The organism is Paramesorhizobium leguminum (assembly GCF_003217235.1).
In the GTDB taxonomy this organism is placed as follows: domain Bacteria; phylum Pseudomonadota; class Alphaproteobacteria; order Rhizobiales; family Rhizobiaceae; genus Paramesorhizobium; species Paramesorhizobium leguminum.
In genome coordinates this window covers 21,437-42,411 of the sequence record NZ_QJTF01000010.1, presented here as the reverse complement: position 1 = coordinate 42,411, position 20,975 = coordinate 21,437, and the positions used below count along the sequence as shown (strand labels likewise).

Here is a 20,975-nt window from a genome sequence, read left to right as displayed (position 1 = left end):
CGATACATGAATTTTTCCGCTCCACAGCAAAAAGCGCCGTTTGACGATCTCATTCTGTCCCAGGGACGGGAGATATCCAAGCGGCTCAATCAGCTGCGCCTGGAGACATTTCCGCCCAATGCCTCGAAGAATCTGCGCCAGTTTTCACTTGCCGAGGCAGCGTACTTCCTGGGCGTATCGACCAGCAACCTGAAAAAGCTGCACCTGGAAGGGAAGGGTGTGGAACCTCACATCCATGCCGGCGGACGGCGCACCTATTCAGCGGAGCAGATCATGGAGCTTCGCCATTATCTCGACCGCAACGGCCGCGCGGATGTAAAGAAATATGTCCCGCACCGCAGAAATGGTGAGAAACTGCAAGTCGTGGCAGTCGTCAACTTCAAGGGCGGCTCCGGCAAGACCACGACCGCCGCACATCTGGCGCAGCATCTGGCCCTCACCGGTCATCGCGTCCTCGCCATCGATCTCGATCCGCAGGCATCGCTCTCCGCTCTCCACGGCATTCAGCCGGAACTGGATAAATATCCGTCGCTCTATGAGGCGATCCGCTATGACGAAGAGCGCAAGCCCATCGTCGACGTGATCCGCCCTACCAATTTCCCCGGGCTCGATATCATCCCGGCATCTCTGGAATTACAGGAGTACGAATACGACACACCGCTGGCCATGCAGGATCGGAGCTCCACCGAAGGAAAGACCTTCTGGAACCGCATCGAGGCGGCGCTTCGATCGGTCGATGACCGCTACGATATCGTGGTCGTCGATTGCCCGCCACAGCTTGGCTATCTGACGCTGACCGCACTTGCCGCGGCAACGTCGGTTCTGATCACCGTCCATCCACAGATGCTCGACCTCATGTCAATGTCGCAGTTTCTGCTGATGCTCGGCGATATTCTGAAAACCATCCGCAGGGCAGGGGCCGCCGTCGATCTCGACTGGTTCCGCTATCTCATCACACGGTATGAGCCGATGGATGTTCCCCAGGCGCAGATGGTCGGTTTCATGCAGTCCATGCTCGCCAAGCAAATGCTGAAGACCCCGATGCTTAAATCCACCGCGGTTTCCGATGCCGGCCTGACCAAGCAGACGCTCTACGAGGTCGATAAATCCGCAATGACCCGAACAACCTACGAGCGCGCGATGGAATCGCTGGAGGCCGTCAATTCGGAAATTCGCGAACTTATCCATCAGGCGTGGGGCAGAACCAGATAGACCGCCGTCTAATCATGGGATTTTTGATGAAGAAACAGATGGATAGGCAGAAAAAGAGACGATAGCGAAATGGCCAGGAAGAATATTTTCAACAATCTGATGCACGCGGAGCCGGATGAGCCTGTCCAGGATGCCGGGCAGGAGTCCGCCGTCCGGAAATTCGGCGCGGCGAAGTCCATCTCTTCCTCGATCGACGAGCTTGCCCGGCAAGCTTCGAGACTGACCGAAGGCGAGACGATTGTTGAAATCAAACCGGATCTGATCGACGGCTCATTCGTTGCGGACCGCATGAAGGCCGACGACGAGGCCTATCAGGAACTCCTGAGCGCTATCAGGGAGAGGGGGCAGGACACACCCGTGCTGATTCGCCCGCATCCCGAGCACAATGGCCGCTATATGATCGTCTTCGGTCACCGGCGCCTCCGCGTCGCCAGGGAGCTTGGCCGCCCGGTCCGCGCCATCATCAAGGCGCTTGCCGATATCGATCACATCATCGCGCAGGGGCAGGAGAACGCCGCTCGCGCCAATCTGACATTCATCGAGCGTGTTCTATTCGCCGAGCGGCTCGAGCAGCTCGGTTACGGGCGCGAGACCATTCAATCCGCGCTATCGGTGGATTACCAGACGCTGAGCAAGATGCTGACCATTCCGAAGGCAATTCCAGCGGAAATCATCGAAGCAATCGGTCCGGCAAAGGGCGTCGGACGTGACCGCTGGCTCGATTTGCGCAAACTCATCGAACGCCCGGCGAATACCGGGGCCGCTTTAGCCATCGTCACCAGCCCTGAGTTCGCGGAAGCTGAACAGGAACAGCGGTTCGACCTGCTGTTCGGCCGTTTAAGCGGCGCGGGCAAAAAGCCTGTCAGGAAGGCGATTCAGCCTCGCCCGGCACGGGCATGGTCGGCTGCGGACAATCGGGTGACCGGCGACATCCGAAATACCGGTAAAGCGTTCAATCTGGCGCTGAAAGCACGGGATGCCAGCCGGTTCGGTGAATATCTGGCGACAAATCTCGATCGCTTTTACGAAGAATTCCGGCAATCGGATACGAATAAGAAAATAGGAGACTAACCCGCAAAAGAAAAAGGCCCCCAGCGACGCAGTCGTGGAAGCCCTTCTCAGATGTAAGCAGTCAGAGAATCTCATTTCCACGAATCACTGTCAAGAGTCTTAGACGCGCGATCTCGGAAAGTTGCATAACTTTTCGGATAAGGTCGTGCGACTAAAACAAAGTTATAGCGTCATCTGGCGAGCGGATTTCTTTTGCCTTGAAGAAGGTGAAGGAAAATGGAGATAGACAACATAACGACGCCTTTCGGGCGGCGATCGATGACGCTTGCCATGTTGACAAGTCAGATCAATGCGCATGAAGCGCTTGAGGGCAAAGCGATCAATAAATGGCAAGTGTGCCGCTGGCTTTGCGCGGGAAAGGCGGCCATCGGCATTTCCGACCGCTCACTGGCCGTTCTGGACGCGCTTGTGAGTTTTTATCCCGAGACCAACCTTTCGAAAGAGCACAGCCTGGTCGTCTTTCCATCGAATGCACAGCTTACCTCGCGAGCCCACGGCATGGCTGACGCGACGCTGCGCCGGCATATCGCTGCGCTGATCGAATGCGGCCTGATCCTCCGGCGCGACAGCCCGAACGGCAAGCGATATGCGCGCCGGGGGAGGGGAGGGGAGATTGGCGAGGCTTTCGGCTTCTCATTGGCGCCGTTGCTTGCCCGGGCCGGCGAGTTCGAACGGATCGCGGAACAGGTTCATGCCGAAGCCCAGGCGCTACGCCATGCACGGCAGCAAATCACGCTCCACCGCCGTGACATCCAGAAACTGATCGAGGCGGCCGCACAGGAAGGCATTTCCGGCCATTGGGACGTGCTGTGGAAGCGCTTCAGGGGCATCGTCGAGGCAATCCCCCGGCGCGCTGAACGGGCAGAGCTGGAACGGATCGCGGCTGAACTTCAGGAACTGCGGTGCGCCATCACCAAACTGCTGCAAACGCACGTGAATCAACAAAACATAAGCGGCAGTGAATCCCAAAATGAGCGGCAGCAATCTAATTCAAACACAGAAACCTACATTGAATCTGAATCTGGCATGGAAAAGGATTTGAAGGAAAATCCGGTAGAAAATCGCCAGATTGCAAAATCATCCTATCCGATCGAGCTCATACTGCGAGCTTGCCCGGAAATCGGTGATTACGCACCGCACCGCATCGATAGTTGGCGCGACCTGGCGACGACGGCGGCGCAGGTCAAAAACTATCTCGGCATTTCAGCCCCGGTCTATGAGGAAGCCATGCTGAATCTCGGTCCCGAAAACACTGCCGCCGCCATCGCATGCATTCTGCAGCGAGCCTCGCACATCAAATCTCCCGGCGGATATCTGCGTGTTCTGGCCCGCAAGGGGAGGGCTGGGGAGTTCACCGTCGGGCCGATGATCAGGGCCGCTTTGAAGGCAAACGGAACAGCGGCGCGGGTGATTGAATGAAAGAGGAAAATTTTCTCCGACAGGCGCGGCGGTTGGTCTATGAAATATGGTGTAAAAGCGCCGTTAGGAAGCCGGCAGGTCTAAACAATCTTAGGACCTCCATGCGCTTTTTTGTGACGGTTCTGTTCCTGCCCATCATCATATTGGGAAGCGCCCACGCGGGGAACAGCCAACACATCGCCCTCGATACGTCCAGCGGGAAGGTCCAGGTAGAAGGTTTTGCCGGTAATACAAAGCAGCGCCCGGCTGTGCTTATTTTGAGCGGCAGCAAGGGCTTTAACGCATCCGTCTATGACGAAATTGCACGAACCTTCCATGTGGCGGGCCTCGACACATATCTTGTTCACGTACTTTCCCCAACCGATCAAGACGCCATCCTGAGCGCGGGCAGCGCATCCACCCGCATTGATTACTACGCAAAGCGGCGGCCTGACTGGATTGCGGCGGTTCGTGGTGTGATTTCCTATTTCAACCGCCAGCCGCGCTATGCCGGCCGTGTGGGTCTGCTCGGCATATCGTTCGGTGCGCAGACAGCCATCGTCGCGTCATCAGGTCAATCGGACATAGGCGCATTGGTGCTTGTCGATGGAGGCCTCCCGAACGGCTATTCCCAGCCGATACAATCATTGCCGCCGACCCATCTGATCTGGGGCAGCGCGGATCGCGTTTTTCCTCTCAACGCCGGAAAGAAATTGCGCGATTTGGCGCAAAGCACCGGCTCACCGGCGAGCCTTGCCATTTTCGAGGGCGGTACGCATGATTTCTTTTTGAAATCAGGGACATCACAGGCGCGCGCCGCGCATGAAAACGCGGCTCGCTTCCTGGCCGCACAATTGTCACGATAATCCTGGGGTTGACGCCTATCCCTGCCCGACATTCCCAGTCAACGCCTCCGCAAGGTGCAATTCCGTGCGGCTCTGCTCCAATATCTGCAGGAGGTTATCGGCGGGTTTCGCATCGGTGACGATCATATCCGCCTCTCTAACAGAACCGAGACGCACCAGCGCCCGCCGGCCAAACTTGCTGGAGTCGATGGCGAGAATCACGCGGCCTGCTTGCTGCATCGCCGCGCGAACGGCTGCAACTTCCGCATAATCATCATCGCCGATATCGCCCTCGTCATCGATGCCGCTAACCGAAATAATGACGTAATCGAACTTGAAGGCGCTGATGAATTCCGGGCTGTTCTGGCTGAATACGCCGGCATCCACCTGCCGGACAAAGCCGCCCGGCACGGCGATGGTGAAATCCGTGGCTTCGCTCAAGGTGGTCGCCACGCGGAGACTGTAGGTGACGACGCGCAGGCCCTTTCGCGCCACGAGCGCACGCGCTACCGCCTCGCAGGTTGTTCCGGTGTCGATGAAAATGGAGGCATTGTCGGGCAGGAGCTCGGCCACACGCTTACCGATTGCTTCCTTGCGCTCGGCATTGACGATCCGTCGCTGGCGGTAAACCACCGGATCGAGCGGTATCGAGGCGACAGCGCCCCCATGCAGGCGGCGGACCTTGCCCTGGCGTTCCAGCGCCATGATATCGCGACGCGCGGTCTGTGTCGTCACCGAAAAGCGGCTGGCGATCTCTTCCAGCGAGATATAGTGGTTTTGCGCGAGGTAACGAACGAGGTAGGCTTGGCGACGGCCCTTCTTGCCGTCTTCATCCTCGTTCAGGTCATCGATATGCATGTGTCAGGCCCCATTTAAATCCTGCGAACAGCAATCGACATAGCGTCACAGATAAATGACACGCCCTTCGATTCGCCCGCTTTCCCTGGGGATTTCTAGAACATGATGCGGGAAAGTTAATAGGCGCTCCGGGAAAGATTACGCGCGGAAATAGAAAAAGCGGCCCGGCATTCCTGCCGGACCGCTCTGAAAGCCAAGATGGAAACCGGTGTTGCTTACGCCGCAGCCTGTTCCCGCTTGTTGTAGCGGATCGACGACCAGAGCGAGATGCCGATCAGCGCCGCGCCGCCAAGGCCGGTGATGACTTCCGGGATGTGGATCAGCGTCTGGAAATACATGACGACCGAAAGGATCAGGATCGCGTAGAAGGCGCCATGCTCCAGATAGCGGTATTCGGCGAGCGTCCCTTTTTCCACCAGCATGACCGTCATGGAGCGCACATACATCGCGCCGATGCCGAGGCCGATGGCGATGATGAAGAGGTTCTGCGTCAGCGCGAAGGCGCCGATGACACCGTCGAAGGAGAAGCTGGCATCGAGAACTTCCAGATAAAGGAAGGCGCCGAGCCCGCCCTTGGCCGCCGCGCTCATCGTTTCTTCGGATGCATCGAGCAGGCCGCCGACGACCTCGACACAGAGGAAGGTCAGCAGGCCATAAATGCTCGCGTAGACGAAGGTGTCGGTCTCTTCCGCCGGAAGGAGCCTGGAGAAGCCGAGAATGAGCGCAAGCACGAAGGCGACCTCGATGCCCTTGATGGTGGCAAAGCGGGCCATTTTGCTCTCGAGCCATTGGATCCAGTGCACGTCCTTTTCCTGGTCGAAGAAATAGGTGAGGCCGACCATCATCAGGAATGTGCCACCGAAGGCGGCGATCGGCAGATGCGCCTCGTTCATGATGCGGGCATATTCCTCCGGCCTGGTGGCGGCCAGCTTGATTGCCTCAATCGGCCCGATGCCTGCGGCGATGACGACGATCAGGAGCGGAAAGACGATCCGCATGCCGAAGACGGCGATGACGATGCCCCAGGTCAGGAAGCGATGCTGCCAGACCGGCGTCATGTCCTTGAGCTTGTTGGCGTTGACGATGGCATTATCGAAGGAGAGTGAGATTTCGAGCACCGCGAGTACGGCGCAGATAAAGAAAGCCGCGCCCACGCCTGCAAGCGTTCCGCTCGACTGCCATCCGAGCCAGGCGCCAAGCACCAGGCCCACGGCGGTGACGATGAAAGCCCATTTGAAATAATGAAGGATCATGAACGGCCCTCCCCAAAAGTTATCGCGCGTGAGAGGGCGCATGCATCGAGCATGAGACAAGTTTTCATATTTGCTAATCCGCCGGCCTGATTTTGCTGGCGGTACCGACATCACGAGAGCGCCGTAAACTCTCGCCAGAGGGGCCCGGCACCAATACTCATCCCGCGGTCCGATGCCTCTGCATAATTCCTTAAATCCGGGATCGATTTAAGGAAAAATCATGCAGCATTTCAAAGTGCCAGAGCGTCGTTTGCGTGTCCAATTGGACGCGGCGCTCTAGAGGGCGGGGTGCGTTTTTACTTAGTGCGGTTCTTGTCCCGGCGCAATAGGATGAACCGCTCTATAGGCTGTTCAACATATGCCACGAACTCCCGCGTACGAAGGGAGGCGGCCAGCCATTGCCAGCCGCCTGTCCTGATTGCGTTCGCCCTGATTACTGGGCGGGCTTTGCCGCCGGAGCAGGAGCCGGAGCGGGCGTCGTTCCGGTGCCCGGTGTCTTCGAGGCCGGCTCATCCTCGGTAATCGAACGCGAGGTGATCGCATCATCCGCCTTTATCAGGGTCAGATTGGCTTCATAATAGTTCTTGTTGTCGAGGTCGCTGAGCGCCGTGGCGACGACCTTGGCAAGAACGGGAAGCTTCGCATCAGTCTCGGTGACCGAAACATTGACGTTGGCAAGCTTCAATTCTTCAACGGCTTCCTGCGTCTTGCCACTGCCCAAATGCTTGTTGGCATTCTCGAGGTGCTTCGCATTCTCGGGCGTCATCGTGTAGTCATCATTGATGCCGACAGCGAAATCGATCGGAACCTGCCCCGATTTTACGGCGTCGATCTCGTCTTTCGGGCTGTTTGCCTGGGTCAGCTTATCCGCCAGGCTGGCGGTGTTGCCTTGAGCCTTCTCGATGTTTTGCCTGACCGCCGTCAGAATGGTCTTCGCCTCGTCGGGCTTGCCCTGGAAAATCGCCAGCCGCGCGAGAGCGATTCCGCGAACGGCGGCATAGCCTTCCTCGGAGACGGCATCCAGCTTCTTCATCGCGGCGAGCTGCTTGGGGGAGAGCTTGCCGGCATCGGCTGGCTTGGCTGCAGCATCCTTATTTTGCGTCTGGGCCGGATTTTCCGTTTGAGCAAAACCCTGCGCCACGGGAGCGGCAAACAGGAATGTCGCGGACAGAAGATAAACAGAAATTTTTCTCAGTTTCATGTGACAACTCCGTTTTGAATTTAGTAAATGTTCTTTTCTCTCACAAAAAAACTGATGTAAATCATGGTTCTGGCCGCATAGTTAATCCTCCATGCTGCAGTTATTATTGCGAAATTACTTGGAAGGAGGCTATTTTATGGAAAACGTATACTGTTCTCATTTTCAGCTCTCCCAAGACTTGGGTGGGAAATGGAGCTATTCGAAGCCAGGCCATAACCCCCGCCAAAGGGCAAAATGTGCGAAGCGCACTTATGGTTCCATGATTGGTTCCACGAACGCTGCGCTTCGGTGACGGTAGAGGCTCCCGAAAAAGGGCGGTTTTGTCGCTCCGATATGGAAAAATTCGGGCCGTCTGGTGTCAGGCGCGCACGGAACTTCCTGCCACGCATGCCTTCCGGCAATGGCGTTGGGAGGGCGGTCAAGGTTAACCAGACGGGCCGGAAAACGATATTTTGGATGCGAAACTAATTTGGATGTATCGTAAACTATTATTGAAGGCTCTAATGCTTAATTCTGGTTTCGATCCTTGAAAATTCCAAGCGGAGCATGAGTTGACCGGCAGGCATAATTCATTTTACTTCGCCGCCGCCATCGGATTCCTCGTGCTGGTGGCCAGCGTGATGTTCGCGCCACATATCGCCTATGCGGCCACGGTCGATGTGTTTTTCATCATCTACCTGGCGTTAACATTGTCAAAAATGCTGAAATTGACGCCCGAACGGCTTAAGGGCCGTATAGCGCGGTTCGATGAGCCGGTCTGGCTCATCTTCGCCATCACCTTCGGCGCGGTCGTCGTCGCCGTCGGCTCGCTTTTCGTGCTCATCAATTCCCCCCGGCGTTTCGACCCGCTCGAACTCGGCCTGACGCTTGCCGCCGTACCGCTCGGCTGGCTGGCGCTGCACATGATGGCGGCGGTCCATTACGGGCATGTGTATTGGCGCGAGGCCGGCACGGGGAATGGCGGCAAAAGGCGTCAACATGCCGGCGGTCTCGCCTTTCAGGGCGACAAGGAGCCGGGCGGTCTCGAATTCATGTATTTCGCCTATGTGATCGGCATGGCGACGGAAACATCGGATACGGCCATCACAACCAGCGAGATGCGGCGGACCAATCTGATCCACGGCATCGTCTCCTATTTCTTCAACATGGTGCTCGTCGCCGCCGCCGTTAATGTTGCCGTTTCGCTTGGGCAATAACGCATGATCCCGAAAAGTTGCAGACTTTTCGGGTGAGATCATGCGGCTGAAGATGGCATGGGGCCGTCACTTTCACCGGGCACCAGTTCCATCGGCCAGATCAGCGCCACTTTTTCTCGTGGATACTGGCTGGCAAATGCCGGCAAAGTTGCAAGCAGGGCTTCGGCCAGTTTGATGCCGAGATCGCGTAGCGAAATGCGGAAACAGGTCAGCGTCGGCGACAGGAACCGGCTCTGGGTGCTCTCCCTGAAGCCGATGACAGCAATATCACGTCCCGGCTGAATCCCCGCCTCATGGAGACGCCGGTAAAGGCCGATCGCCATGTTCTCATTGACGAGGATGATTGCTGTCGGCATCGGGTTTTGTGCCAGAAGCGCGCACGCCACCTGATAGCCGCCCTCTTCATTGCCATTGGCGGGGAGAACAAGCTCCGGATCGAAAGCGATGCCGTGGTCCGCCAGCGCGCGCCTGTAGCCGTCGAGAAAGAGATAACCGAGATTGATATCGCTCGCCGGCGTGCCGATGGCTATTCGCCGATGTCCGAACCCGGCGAGACGCTGAACCGCCTGTGACGCGACCCCTTCGAAATCAAGGTCGATCCAGGGATAATCTCCCTTGGTGGCACTGCGTCCGAGCGCGACGAAGGGGATTTTGCGTTCGAGCAGAAAATCGATGCGTGGATCGCTGCGCGCCGTTGCGGAAATGATCAGGCCATCGACGAAGCGGCGCGCGACTACGCGGTTGAGATAGGACGCCGGATCTTCGTCCGTCCCGCACAGGAGCGCGACGAGATCGAGGTGATGACGCCGGAAAACCGACTGCACGCCTTCGAAGACAGGCATGAAGAAACTGCCGCCGTTATCGACGGTCTCGATGGTCGATTCGATCATGAAGCCGATCGTGTTCGTCGTTCCCTGGCGAAGGCTGCGGCCGGACTGGTTCGGCACATAGCCAAGCTGCTTGGCGGCCTCCAGCACGCGTTCGCGCGTCTCGGGATTGACGTCCGCCTTGCCGTTCAGCGCGCGCGAGACGGTTCCGATGGAAATATCCAGATGGCGGGCAAGGTCCCGGATGCTCACGGTTTTTTTCCCTTAGAGCCGTTCTTGTTTTGATGGAATCGTTTGCGTTGCCCCTCACCCTTACCCTCTCCCCGTGAAGAACGGGGAGAGGGGGCATCAACGTTGCCACTTCTTCCTTCTCCCCGTTTCTTTTACGGGGAGAAGGTGCCGGCAGGCGGATGAGGGGCGTTCCAGTTACATCAGCGTTTCCATCTGAAAAAGAAGGATTGACAAAAACATATCGCTATAATGAAATCGTAAACGTTTACGGAAGGCATTTGCAATCGTTTTGAGCATGATCCCGAAAAGTTGGAGACTTTTCGGACAAGAGTCATGTCCGTCTAATGATGCTTTCCTGGGAGGAGAGGAAAATGCAGCGCGCCGTTTTAGTCGGCTGCGGAGCCATGAGCAAAGCATGGTTCGAGGCAGCCCGGACCATTGGCGATATCGACATCGTCGGCATCGTCGATCTTGCCACTGACAGGGCGGAGGCGCGCGCCAGGGAATTCGGCCTCGATGGGGCGATGATTTCCGACGATCTTGCCGCCGTGCTGGCGAAAACCGGGCCCGATCTTCTCTTCGATATCGCCATCCCCAAGGCCCGCCATGCCATCGTTTCCGCCGGGCTCGATGCCGGTTGCCATGTGCTGTCAGAAAAGCCGATGGCGGAAACGCTGGATGAGGCGCGCGATCTGATCCAGCGGGCGCAGAGGGCGGGGCGTATTCATGCGGTAGTCCAGAATCGGCGTTACGTCCCGCAAATCCGGCGCATTGCGCGGCTCATCCGTTCGGGCGCCATCGGCGAGGTGACCAGCCTGCATTGCGATTTCTTCCTCGCCCCGCATTTCGGTGGGTTTCGCGAAGAGATGCGGCATGTGCTTTTCCACGACATGGCGATCCACACCTTCGACGCAGCGCGTCTGTTTGCCGGGGATACGGCAAGCGCCGTCTATGCGCGGGAGTGGGAGCCGGTGAATTCCTGGTATGCCCAAGGCTCGTCCGCCGCGGCGATCTTCGAATTTTCCAACGGGGCGATCTTCACCTATCGCGGCAGCTGGTGCGCCGACGGGTTGCGGACGAGCTGGGAAAGCGCCTGGCGCATCGTCGGTAGCAAGGGGTCGATCGTCTGGGATGGGCATGACCAAATACAGGCCGAAGCCGTCACCTCCGGCAAAGACGGCCTGTTCTCCGAGGTGGCCGCCGTCGAGATCCCTCCCCTCGATGCTTCCGACCGCGTGGGCGGTCACCTCGGAGTTTTCAAGGATTTCATCGCCGCGACACGCGGCGGCCCGGCGCCTGAAACGGCGGGCGCGGAGAATATCAAAAGCCTCGCAATGGTGTTCGGCGCAATCGACAGCGCGGAAGCCGGACGGCGCGTGGAAATTACGATTTAAGGAGTTCCAGAAATTGAGCGATCCGGCAAAGTCCATACGCATCGGCACGATGATCAAGGCCAACGCGCCCGATCCCGCCGCCTATGTGAAAAGCATCCTGCCCCATGGTTTCGAAAGCATCGAGCCGTTTTTCTGGCAGGTGATGAACAAGGATCTGCCGGCGCTGGCATCGCAATTGAAAGAGGCGATTGGTGACACTGGCGTCACCATCTCGACGCTCGGCATGTTCGGCAATCCGCTCGAGGATACCGAGATCGACCGGGAAACACGACAAGGCTGGGAGGCGCTGATCGATCATGCGCATCTTTTCGGCGCAACCACGATTGCCGGGTTTACCGGTCGCATTCGCGGCAAGCCGATCGAGGAGAGCCTGCCGCAATTCCGCAAGGTCTGGAGCGAGCTTGCCAAGCGCGCCGCCGACAAGGGTGTCAGGCTCGCCTTCGAGAATTGCGCCATGGATGGCAACTGGGCGAGCGGCGACTGGAACATCGCGCATAACCCGGATGCCTGGGAGATGATGTTCAACGAGGTTCCCGCCGACAATCTGGGTCTGGAGTGGGAGCCTTGCCACCAGATGGTGTATCTGATCGACCCCCTGCCGCAAATCCGCAAATGGGCGGCCAAGATTTTCCATGTCCACGGCAAGGACGCGACCATTCGCTGGGATGTGATCCGCGAGCATGGAATCTTCGGCAAGGAGAAATTCGTCTTCATGCGCTCGCCCGGCTTCGGCGATACCAACTGGACGGATGTGATCTCCGAACTGCGCCTCGCGGGATGGTCGGGCTCGATCGATATCGAGGGCTGGCACGATCCGGTCTATCGCGGCGATCTGGAGATGACCGGGCAGGTCCATGCGCTCAATTATCTGAAGACATGCCGTGGCGGAGATTTCGTCGCCAATCCGTGAATGGATGGCCCCTCACCCTTACCCTCTCCCCGTGAAGAACGGGGAGAGGGGGACATAAACGTTTAGCCTTCCTCTTTCTGCCATGTGCAGGGGGAGAAGGAAGAAGTGATGACGCTGACGTCTCCCTCTCCCCGCGCGCGGGGAGAGGGTAAGGGTGAGGGGCGGTGCAGCGAGGAAATTGGGAGAGAAACAAGCACTTTGCCTTGAATTTCAGGAGGAGGAGATAGCATGAAACGCATCGCACAATGGCTGGCAGGCGCGGCGGTATTATTATCCGCAGTGACCGCCAAAGCCGAGCCGGTAACGCTGGAAATCTGGACCATCGACCGAACGGACCAGTACATCTACCTGTTGAAGGACGAGTTCGAGAAGGCACACCCGGATATCAAGCTCAACCTCAAGACCATCCAGTTCCGCGACATGGTCAACGACCTTGCGCGGGCGGCGGCGACGGGGGAGGGGCCTGACGTCACCTATATCGACAACCCGGAAGTGGCGCTCTTCGCCTCGCGCGGGCTGTTGCTCGACCTGACGCCGATGATCGCGGAATCGAAAATCGTCAAGAAGGAGGATATCTTTCCCGGTCCGCTCGCCTCGGTCACCTGGGATGGCAAGATCTACGGTCTTCCGCGCGGCGCCAACACCATCGCTCTTTATTATAATGCCGATATGTTCAAGGCTGGGGGACTCGACCCGGACAAGCCGCCGCGCACATGGGATGAACTCTACGAGGCGGCAAAGAAGCTCAACGATCCGGCCAAAAATGTCTATGGCCTCGCCTTTTCCGCCGTCGCCACGGAGGAGGGCACGTTCCAGTTCCTGCCCTGGCTGCAGATGACCGGCGGCGACTATAACAAGGTCGATACCGAGGGCGGCGTCAAGGTGCTGGAATTCTGGGGCAAGCTCATCGATGAGAAGCTGGCCTCGTCCGACTCTCTGGTCCGGGGCCAATATGAATCCACCGGCACCTTCAATGCCGGTAACGCGGCCATGGCCATTTCCGGCCCCTGGGAAATGCCGCGCATGGCCAAGGAAGCAAAGTTTGAATACCGCGCGGCCATGCTCCCTATTCCACAGGAAGGCGCGCCGCGAGCATCGGCGCTTGGAGAGGGCGACAATGTGATCCTCGCCAACTCGAAGCACCCGAAGGAGGCCTTCATCCTGCTCGAATGGCTCCATTCGAAAATGCCTGAAGTCTGGAACCGCTTCGGCTTCCTGCCTGCCGCGAAGGTGCAGGTGGACAAGCCGCAATGGCCGGAAATCTACGCCGTCTTCGAGGAGAGCATGAAATACGCCCGCAACCGCGGCCCGCATCCGGAATGGCCGAAGATTTCGAAGGCGATCTACACGGCGATCCAGTCATCTCTGACGCACCAGAGCGATCCGAAGACGGCGCTCGGCGTGGCGCAGAAGCAGATCGATGGGGTGTTGGGGAGGTAGCAAGCCATTGGAAAACGCTTGCGGGGCATCTCACCCCCCTCTGGCTTGCCAGCCATCTCCCCCTCAAGGGGGGAGATTAGGCCTTCATCGAGGGCGGCTCCAATCGCAGGTGTTGCAGATGACGGTGAGAGCGCAATGTCAGCCGATCTCCCCCCTTGAGGGGGAGATGCCTGGCAAGGCAGAGGGGGGTGAGAACACAAATGATTCCATCAAACGGGAATCGCACTTGAATACCGCAAGGGAGGAGGGACCCACATGCAAAGCATCATCCGAACGGTCCGGGACGGCAGCGGGTTCGATATCCTGCTTCTCGCGCTCGCCCTCGTCTACCTCGTGGCCTTTTCCGCCTTCCCCATCATCTACAACATCATCATGTCGCTGCAGACGGTCGATCTGTTCACGCTCGCCTCGTTCAACCGCCCGTTCGTCGGCCTGAAGAACTATTACGATATCCTGTCGCAGCCGGTCGCGCCGCTCATCTTGTGGAATACGGTGAAGTTCGTCGTGCTCTCCATCGTATTCCAGCTATCGATAGGCTTTGGGCTGGCGCTGTTCTTTCATCAAGATTTTCCCGGCGCCACATATTTGCGCGGCCTGTTCCTCGCCGGATGGATCATGCCCGCGCTGGTCGTCGGCGCCATCTGGAAATGGCTGCTCGCCGGCGATTTCGGCGTGTTCAATTATATATTGATGTCATCAGGCATTACCGATGACCGCATCTTCTGGCTTTCGAACCCCGATGTCGCGCTCTATGCCGTCATCATCGCCAATGTCTGGCTGGGCATTCCATTCAACATGCTCCTCCTCTCGGTGGGCCTCGCCGGTATCCCGCGCGATGTCTACGAGGCGGCGGAACTGGATGGAGCGGGGCCGTTTACCCGGTTCCGGTCGATCACGCTGCCGCTGATGCGGGCGCAGCTTGGCGCTGTCATCTCGCTCGGCATCATCTTCACCTTGCAGCAATTCGACCTGATCGCGGCGCTGACGCAAGGCGGCCCGGCGGATAGTTCGAACGTCGCGCAATACTGGTCGTGGCAGCTGTCCTTCCAGACCTATGAAATATCGCTCGGCAGCGCGGTTTCGGTGTTGATGATCCTGTTCGTCATCGTGGTCGCCGCCGTCTATGTCCGTCCCACCCGCCACGAACACAGCTATTGAGGAGAAAGCCGGTGAAACGCACTATTCTTCTCATGATCGGCCTCGTTATCACGGCGGTCTATCTCTTCCCGCTCTACTGGATGTACCTGACCGCCTTCAAGGACGGCACGGAGATCTTCCACTATCCGCCAAGCTTCTGGCCCGCCAATCCGCAATGGAATTTCCTGGCTGTGTGGAAGGAGCGGGATATGGGCCGGTATATCTGGAACTCGCTCGTCATCGCCATCGGCGTCACCTTTCTCGTGACCCTGCTCGGCACGGGCTGCGCCTATGTGCTGGCGCGGGTGCGCAATATCTGGATGGACATGGCGCTGTTCGCCATCCTGATGATGCAGGTGCTGCCGTCCTCGCTGATGGTGACGCCGATCTTCGTGGCGTTCAACCAGATCGGCCTTCTGGCGAGCCCGCGCTTCGCGGTCATCCTGGCGCAAACGGCGAAGATGCTGCCGCTCTATATCGTGCTCTGCCGCGCCACTTTCGTGCAGGTCCCGCGCGAGCTGGAGGATGCGGCGCTGGTTGACGGCTCGTCACGCATCGGCGCTTTCTTCAACATCATGCTGCCGCTGGCGAAGAACGGCATTCTCGTCACCTCCGTGCTGATCTTCCTGCAATCCTTCGGCGAATATGTCTATGCGCGCTCGCTGATCTCAAAGAATGAGTTACAGACGGCGACGGTCGGCCTGCAGACCTTCATGGGGCCGAACGCCAATGACTGGAACGGCATCATGATCTACGCCGCGATCTATGTGACGCCCATCCTTTTGGTTTTCATGCTGCTGCAACGGCGCATCGTCAGCGGCCTCACCGCCGGCGCGCTGAAATGAGGGATAATCCCATGCTCCAGATCGAGATCGACCGCCTGAACAAGCATTATGCAGGGTTCCACGCGCTGAAGGATATCGACATCGCCATCCGGCAAGGCTCGTTCGTGGCACTTGTCGGGCCGTCCGGCTGCGGCAAGTCGACCTTGCTGCGGACCTTGGCTGGATTGGAAAAGACCAGTTCGGGCGATATCCGCATCGCCGGGCAAAGCGTCATCGGCAAGCCGCCGCGCGAGCGCGATGTGGCCATGGTGTTCCAATCCTATGCGCTCTATCCGCACATGGATGTCGAGCACAACATGAACTATTCGATGCGCCTGAAACGCCGGCCCAAGCCGGAGATCGCAGAACGCACGCGGGCGGCGGCGGAGACGCTGGGCTTAAGCGGTCTCCTCGACCGGCTGCCGAAAGCCCTGTCCGGCGGGCAACGACAACGCGTCGCCATGGGACGCGCCATCGTGCGAAACCCCAAGGTGTTCCTGTTCGACGAGCCGCTCTCCAACCTCGACGCGGCGCTGCGCGTCCATATGCGCAGCGAGATTCGCAAGCTGCACGAGCGGCTGCAGGCCACCTCTGTTTACGTCACCCATGATCAGGTGGAGGCCATGACCATGGCCGACCATATCGTGGTCATGCGGGCAGGGGTGGTGGAGCAGCAGGGCAGCCCGCTCGATCTTTACGACAAGCCCGCCAACAAATTCGTCGCCGGCTTCATCGGATCGCCCGCCATGAATTTCATTCCCGTCGTGGTCGGGCCTGACGGGCATACGCTTGCAATAGACGGCAGTGATGCATTGGTGCTCGATCGCAAGCTCGTTCCCGGTACGCGCTTGTGGGCAGGGCTGCGGCCCGAGCATTTGTCGTTCGCACCAGTCAGCGATGGTCTCACCATGGAAGCGGTCGTCGAAAGCGTCGAATCCACGGGCAGCATGACGTTCGTCACCGCAAGCGTTGGATCGCAGCATTTGGTGGTGGCGCATGGCGGAAGGCCCGGCGTGGAAAAAGGCGCCGCCGCCAGTCTCCATATTTCGCTTAAGAACGTCCATCTATTCGACCGCGAAACGGAACTTGCCGTTTCGGCCTGATATCCAGATAAAGTGTGCATAAAATACATATAGGATTTTTGTTAAATCAGCGATTAATATATCGCCTGCATCACATAGTTTTGCTTTGCGTTGCTAAATTTTTTCAGGCGAAAAACTTCTGGATTTGCTCAACTCCATTGGAGAGACCGCGATGTCCAGGAAGAAAGTCGCCGACATCATTGTCGATACGCTCGCTCAGGCTGGCGTGAAGCGCTGTTATGGCGTCGTGGGCGATACGCTCAATTACATCACCGACGCCATAAGGCGCAGCGATATAGATTGGGTGCATGTGCGGCACGAGGAGGCGGGAGCATTTGCGGCGGGGGCTGAGGCGTCGTTGACCGGGCAACTCACCGCCTGTGCCGGCGCCTGCGGTCCGGGCAGCCTGCATTTCATCAACGGCATCTACGAGGCCCACCGCAATCGCGCGCCTGTCGTGCTCATCGCGACGCAGATTGCCACGGGGCAGATAGGCATGGATTTCCCCCAGGAGGTCGATCTTCAAACCATCTACAAGACCTGCAGCTATTTCTGCTGTTACATCCATTCGCCGGAGCAGGCGCGGCGGGTCACCGCGCTGGCGGCGCAGGCGGCGATCAACAAACGCGGCGTTGCTGTGATTATCGTTTCAGGCGACATGTCGAACATGGAGGTGGAGGATCGGCTCGATTTCCGGCCCCACCACCCGCAGCCGGTCATCCGTCCCTCCAATGCCGAATTGCAGGCCGCCGCCGATCTCATCAATGCCGGCAAGGGAGTCGCGATCTATGCGGGCGCGGGCTGTGAGGGCGCGGGGCCGCTTGTCGTGGCCTTGGCGGACAAGATCAAGGCGCCGGTCGCACACACGTCCCGCGCGAAGGATTTCATCGAGCCGGACAATCCCTACAATATGGGGATGACCGGTGTGTTCGGCGTGGAATCAGGTTTCCACGCGCTGTTGGCCTGCGACACCCTGCTGCTGCTTGGCACGGACTTCGCCTGGCCGCAATTTTATCCCGGACGCGCAAAGATCATTCAGCTCGATTGCGACGCGACGCATCTGGGCCGCCGCCATCCGATAGACCTTGGCCTGGTGGGCGATGTGCGCGAGACTATCGAAGCGCTGCTGTCTCTGCTGACGGCGCGCGAGGAAAATAAATTCCTCGATCGTTGCCGGGCGTATCAGGAACGAACGTTGCAGAATCTGGCGAAGCAGGAGCGCGCGGGCCGTCGCGGCATTATCCATCCGCAGCATCTGGTGAAAACGATCGACCAGCTTGCCGGCGACGATGCCGCCGTTACGGCGGACGCCGGCGGCCCCCTGGTCTGGATGCTGCGTCATTTCAGCATCAACGGGCGGCGGCGTACGCTGACCAGCCTGCTGCACGCCACCATGGCAAATGCGATGCCGCAGGCGATCGGCATCCAGAAGGCGTATCCTGACCGGCAGGTGATCGCGCTTTGCGGCGATGGCGGCCTGGCGATGCTGATGGGCGATTTGCTGACGCTGGTGCAGGAAAAGTTGCCGGTCAAGATCGCCGTTTTCAACAATGAGTCGCTTGGCTTCGTCGAACTGGAACAGAAGGTCGAAGGGCTACTCGACGCGTTCACAGGCCTGACAAATCCGGATTTCGGCAAGGTGGCGGAAGCGATCGGCTTCTATGGCCGCCGCGTCGAGCATACGGATGAGTTGCAGGATGCGGTAACGGACTGGCTGGCGCAGCCGGGCCCGGCGCTGCTTGACGTCAAGGTCAATCGCTTCGAACTGGTAATGCCGCCCGACGTCCAGTTCGCCCAGGTGCTGCATACCGGCCTCTATTCGGTGAAAGCCATTCTCACCGGACGGGGCGACGATGTTCTGGATCTGGTCCGCAGCAATTTTACTGACTAGCGCTGCTGCTGCATCCCCAATTGGCTTGGACAATCGTCACAAAACCAAGATAGTTCTGCCTCGAAGCAATGGGTAGGACAACATGGACGACGCGGCACTGGCGGAAAGCAATCCTGGGCGAGGCGCGCGCGCGGCGGAAGTCTTTATCGCTTTTCTAAAACTGGGGCTGACCTCCTTCGGCGGTCCGATCGCGCATCTGGGCTATTTTCGCGATGAACTGGTGGTGCGCCGCCGCTGGATAGACGAAAAGGGCTATGCCGATCTCGTCGCGTTGTGCCAGTTCCTGCCCGGCCCTGCATCGAGCCAGACAGGCTTCGCGCTCGGCCTTCTGCGCGGCGGTCCGCTTGGCGCCCTTGCGGCTTTTGTCGGTTTTACCCTTCCTTCGGCGATTTTGCTGGTCCTCTTCGCCCTCGGCGCGGATCTGTTCGGCGGCCCGATCGGTGCGGGTGCGATTCATGGGCTGAAGGTCGTTGCCGTCGCCATCGTGGCGCAAGCGGTCTTCGGCATGGCGAAAACTCTTTGTCCGGATAAAACCCGCGCCAGTATCGCGCTTGCTGCCGTGCTTCTTGCGGTACTCGTTGCGGGATCGCTCGGGCAGGTAGAGGCAATTGCCATGGGGGCGCTTGCGGGGCTGTGGCTATGCCGCGTTCCCGATGAAGCAATTGCCGGACATCTGCGCTTTCCCGTCTCGCGTGCCGTAGGCGCGCTGTCGCTTGTTACGTTCTTCGTCCTGCTTATCGGCTTGCCGTTCCTTGCATTTTCGCAGGGGCTAGGCGTTTTCGATGCTTTCTATCGCGCCGGATCGCTGGTGTTCGGCGGCGGCCACGTCGTCCTGCCGCTGCTTGAAACGGAAATCGTGCGCTCCGGCTGGGTGTCGGAGAGCCGGTTCCTCGCCGGCTATGGCGCGGCGCAAGCCGTGCCGGGGCCGCTCTTCACCTTCGCCGCCTATCTTGGCGCCATCCTGAATCCGGGGCCGAACGGCCTGCTTGGTGCGGCTATCGCGCTCACCGCGATCTTCCTGCCGGGCTTTCTTCTGCTCATCGGCGTCATCCCGTTCTGGGATGCGTTGCGCTCGCGGGCGAGCGCAAAGGCGCTGATGCGCGGGGCCAATGCAGCGGTCGTCGGCATTCTCGGCGCCGCCCTTTACGATCCCGTCTGGACCAGCGCGATCACCGGACCATATGAATTCGCGCTCGCGCTCACATGCTTCGTCCTGCTCATGGTCTGGAAATGCCCGCCATGGATTGTCGTGCTCGTCGGCGCGATAGGCGGTATCCTGATTGGCTTGTGACCCGAACGCGGTTGAAGTATAAGCACTATTGTGCAGCCGGCGCCCAGCGAAGTGGCCTATAAAATGATCATAACATTATCGACTATACCACCGCGTTTCGGCAGCGTGGGAAAAACGCTTGTTTCTATTCTGAATCAGAAACTTGCCGTAGATCAGATTATTCTTTACATCCCCCAGCGTTATCGGCGCTTTCCCGAATGGACGGGTGAACTTCCATCTGTGCCATTAGGTGTTTTGATCCGGCGAACGCCCGACGATCTTGGGCCGGCGACGAAAATTCTCCCCGCGATCAGGGAATTCGCGGGGCGCGATGTCGATATTCTCTTTTGCGATGACGATGTGGTCTATGATGCTTCGTGGTCGCACAGATTCGCTACGGTTCGCAAAACCATGCCTGACGTCTGTATCGCGGAAGCGGGAAAAGACCTGCCCGACATAAATATTGCCAGCCGCCCGCGCGATCGCCTGCCGCGGATGGGAGCTGATACGCACAATTGGCGGTTCCGGCTTTCATCGATGCTCAAGCACCGTCAAAGGCGGGCGTCAAAATATTCCGGCAGCGGATATTGCGATGTGTTTCTCGGTGTCAGCGGAGTGATGGTCAAGTCCGCCTTTTTTTCTGAGTCCGTCTTCGAAATACCGAACATCTTGTGGACTGTGGACGACTACTGGCTCTCCGGCCATCTGGAGGCGAATGGAATTCCAATCTGGCTCAATGCCGACGCCCCGCGCCGGTTCGACCGGCCCAACCGGCGTGTCGCCGCGTTGATGGCACTGGTTCACGAAGACCATGACCGGCATGCGGCGAACCAGGCCTGCGTGGATTATTATCGGCGCACCTACGGTATCTGGCAGCCGTCGGCGGAATTATTGTCTGCCTGAAACACCGGCGAGCGGTCGGTTCCGCTCGCCGG

At 58.8% G+C, this 20,975-nt stretch carries 18 protein-coding genes; 14 read left to right on the top strand and 4 right to left on the bottom strand.

Features of this window, described 5'->3' with window-relative positions; genetic code table 11:
- Positions 1-6: 6 nt before the first annotated feature.
- From repA to C7477_RS09965, 4 genes are all read left to right on the top strand, one after another.
- Positions 7-1,212 carry a plasmid partitioning protein RepA gene (gene repA, locus C7477_RS09980; protein WP_110751642.1) on the top strand — a complete coding sequence of 402 codons (1,206 nt, stop codon included), beginning with the start codon at positions 7-9 and terminating at the stop codon, positions 1,210-1,212.
- A 69-nt stretch (positions 1,213-1,281) separates the two neighbouring features.
- The gene (gene repB, locus C7477_RS09975) at positions 1,282-2,283 is read left to right on the top strand and encodes a plasmid partitioning protein RepB (RefSeq protein WP_110751640.1); all 1,002 of its coding nucleotides are present in this window, start codon (positions 1,282-1,284) and stop codon (positions 2,281-2,283) included.
- A gap of 216 nt (positions 2,284-2,499) precedes the next feature.
- Positions 2,500-3,702, top strand: a complete 1,203-nt coding sequence (gene repC, locus C7477_RS09970) for a plasmid replication protein RepC (RefSeq protein ID WP_110751638.1) — start codon at positions 2,500-2,502, stop codon at positions 3,700-3,702.
- A 101-nt stretch (positions 3,703-3,803) separates the two neighbouring features.
- Positions 3,804-4,547: a dienelactone hydrolase family protein gene (locus C7477_RS09965; RefSeq protein WP_110751636.1), complete on the top strand. Its 744-nt coding sequence runs from the start codon at positions 3,804-3,806 to the stop codon at positions 4,545-4,547.
- Between the two features lie 15 nt (positions 4,548-4,562).
- Here the strand turns inward: C7477_RS09965 and C7477_RS09960 are convergent, their stop codons facing one another.
- From C7477_RS09960 to C7477_RS09945, 3 genes are all read right to left on the bottom strand, one after another.
- Positions 4,563-5,384 (bottom strand): DeoR/GlpR family DNA-binding transcription regulator, encoded by an 822-nt coding sequence (locus C7477_RS09960; protein WP_110751634.1) that lies wholly within the window; start codon positions 5,382-5,384, stop codon positions 4,563-4,565.
- A gap of 215 nt (positions 5,385-5,599) precedes the next feature.
- Positions 5,600-6,637: a DUF475 domain-containing protein gene (locus C7477_RS09955; RefSeq protein ID WP_110751632.1), complete on the bottom strand. Its 1,038-nt coding sequence runs from the start codon at positions 6,635-6,637 to the stop codon at positions 5,600-5,602.
- 433 nt (positions 6,638-7,070) lie between these two features.
- Positions 7,071-7,838, bottom strand: coding sequence for a YfdX family protein (locus C7477_RS09945; RefSeq protein ID WP_110751630.1), 768 nt, complete (start codon positions 7,836-7,838; stop codon positions 7,071-7,073).
- Positions 7,839-8,389: 551 nt separating this feature from the next.
- Between C7477_RS09945 and C7477_RS09940 the strand changes: the two genes are divergently transcribed.
- Positions 8,390-9,034, top strand: coding sequence for a DUF1345 domain-containing protein (locus C7477_RS09940; protein WP_110751628.1), 645 nt, complete (start codon positions 8,390-8,392; stop codon positions 9,032-9,034).
- A gap of 38 nt (positions 9,035-9,072) precedes the next feature.
- Here C7477_RS09940 and C7477_RS09935 read toward each other — a convergent pair whose 3' ends face one another.
- A complete protein-coding gene (locus C7477_RS09935; RefSeq protein ID WP_110751626.1) occupies positions 9,073-10,113 on the bottom strand; it encodes a LacI family DNA-binding transcriptional regulator in 1,041 nt (346 codons plus the stop codon).
- Positions 10,114-10,463: 350 nt separating this feature from the next.
- Between C7477_RS09935 and C7477_RS09930 the strand changes: the two genes are divergently transcribed.
- From C7477_RS09930 to C7477_RS09885, 9 genes are all read left to right on the top strand, one after another.
- The gene (locus C7477_RS09930; RefSeq protein ID WP_110751779.1) at positions 10,464-11,486 is read left to right on the top strand and encodes a Gfo/Idh/MocA family protein; all 1,023 of its coding nucleotides are present in this window, start codon (positions 10,464-10,466) and stop codon (positions 11,484-11,486) included.
- 13 nt (positions 11,487-11,499) lie between these two features.
- Complete coding sequence (locus tag C7477_RS09925; RefSeq protein ID WP_110751624.1) at positions 11,500-12,396, top strand: sugar phosphate isomerase/epimerase family protein; 897 nt, start codon at positions 11,500-11,502, stop codon at positions 12,394-12,396.
- A 228-nt stretch (positions 12,397-12,624) separates the two neighbouring features.
- A complete protein-coding gene (locus C7477_RS09920; protein WP_110751622.1) occupies positions 12,625-13,836 on the top strand; it encodes an ABC transporter substrate-binding protein in 1,212 nt (403 codons plus the stop codon).
- A gap of 255 nt (positions 13,837-14,091) precedes the next feature.
- Positions 14,092-14,994, top strand: coding sequence for a carbohydrate ABC transporter permease (locus C7477_RS09910; protein WP_110751620.1), 903 nt, complete (start codon positions 14,092-14,094; stop codon positions 14,992-14,994).
- A gap of 32 nt (positions 14,995-15,026) precedes the next feature.
- A complete protein-coding gene (locus tag C7477_RS09905) occupies positions 15,027-15,818 on the top strand; it encodes a carbohydrate ABC transporter permease (protein WP_110751619.1) in 792 nt (263 codons plus the stop codon).
- An 11-nt stretch (positions 15,819-15,829) separates the two neighbouring features.
- Positions 15,830-16,900 carry an ABC transporter ATP-binding protein gene (locus C7477_RS09900; RefSeq protein WP_110751617.1) on the top strand — a complete coding sequence of 357 codons (1,071 nt, stop codon included), beginning with the start codon at positions 15,830-15,832 and terminating at the stop codon, positions 16,898-16,900.
- Between the two features lie 151 nt (positions 16,901-17,051).
- The gene (locus tag C7477_RS09895) at positions 17,052-18,770 is read left to right on the top strand and encodes a thiamine pyrophosphate-dependent enzyme (protein WP_110751615.1); all 1,719 of its coding nucleotides are present in this window, start codon (positions 17,052-17,054) and stop codon (positions 18,768-18,770) included.
- Positions 18,771-18,852: 82 nt separating this feature from the next.
- Complete coding sequence (chrA, locus tag C7477_RS09890; RefSeq protein ID WP_110751613.1) at positions 18,853-20,061, top strand: chromate efflux transporter; 1,209 nt, start codon at positions 18,853-18,855, stop codon at positions 20,059-20,061.
- 51 nt (positions 20,062-20,112) lie between these two features.
- A complete protein-coding gene (locus C7477_RS09885; protein WP_146226086.1) occupies positions 20,113-20,943 on the top strand; it encodes a glycosyltransferase family 2 protein in 831 nt (276 codons plus the stop codon).
- Positions 20,944-20,975: the final 32 nt, after the last annotated feature.

Bases quoted from the DNA above. Each gene is read 5' to 3' on its own strand.
- repC (WP_110751638.1), top strand. From the start codon at position 2,500: ATGGAGATAGACAACATAACGACGCCTTTCGGGCGGCGATCGATGACG.
- C7477_RS09920 (WP_110751622.1), top strand. From the start codon at position 12,625: ATGAAACGCATCGCACAATGGCTGGCAGGCGCGGCGGTATTATTATCC.
- repB (WP_110751640.1), top strand. From the start codon at position 1,282: ATGGCCAGGAAGAATATTTTCAACAATCTGATGCACGCGGAGCCGGAT.
- C7477_RS09905 (WP_110751619.1), top strand. From the start codon at position 15,027: ATGATCGGCCTCGTTATCACGGCGGTCTATCTCTTCCCGCTCTACTGG.
- C7477_RS09930 (WP_110751779.1), top strand. From the start codon at position 10,464: ATGCAGCGCGCCGTTTTAGTCGGCTGCGGAGCCATGAGCAAAGCATGG.
- C7477_RS09910 (WP_110751620.1), top strand. From the start codon at position 14,092: ATGCAAAGCATCATCCGAACGGTCCGGGACGGCAGCGGGTTCGATATC.
- repA (WP_110751642.1), top strand. From the start codon at position 7: ATGAATTTTTCCGCTCCACAGCAAAAAGCGCCGTTTGACGATCTCATT.
- chrA (WP_110751613.1), top strand. From the start codon at position 18,853: ATGGACGACGCGGCACTGGCGGAAAGCAATCCTGGGCGAGGCGCGCGC.
- C7477_RS09955 (WP_110751632.1), bottom strand. From the start codon at position 6,637: ATGATCCTTCATTATTTCAAATGGGCTTTCATCGTCACCGCCGTGGGC.
- C7477_RS09965 (WP_110751636.1), top strand. From the start codon at position 3,804: ATGCGCTTTTTTGTGACGGTTCTGTTCCTGCCCATCATCATATTGGGA.
- C7477_RS09900 (WP_110751617.1), top strand. From the start codon at position 15,830: ATGCTCCAGATCGAGATCGACCGCCTGAACAAGCATTATGCAGGGTTC.
- C7477_RS09960 (WP_110751634.1), bottom strand. From the start codon at position 5,384: ATGCATATCGATGACCTGAACGAGGATGAAGACGGCAAGAAGGGCCGT.
- C7477_RS09945 (WP_110751630.1), bottom strand. From the start codon at position 7,838: ATGAAACTGAGAAAAATTTCTGTTTATCTTCTGTCCGCGACATTCCTG.
- C7477_RS09895 (WP_110751615.1), top strand. From the start codon at position 17,052: ATGTCCAGGAAGAAAGTCGCCGACATCATTGTCGATACGCTCGCTCAG.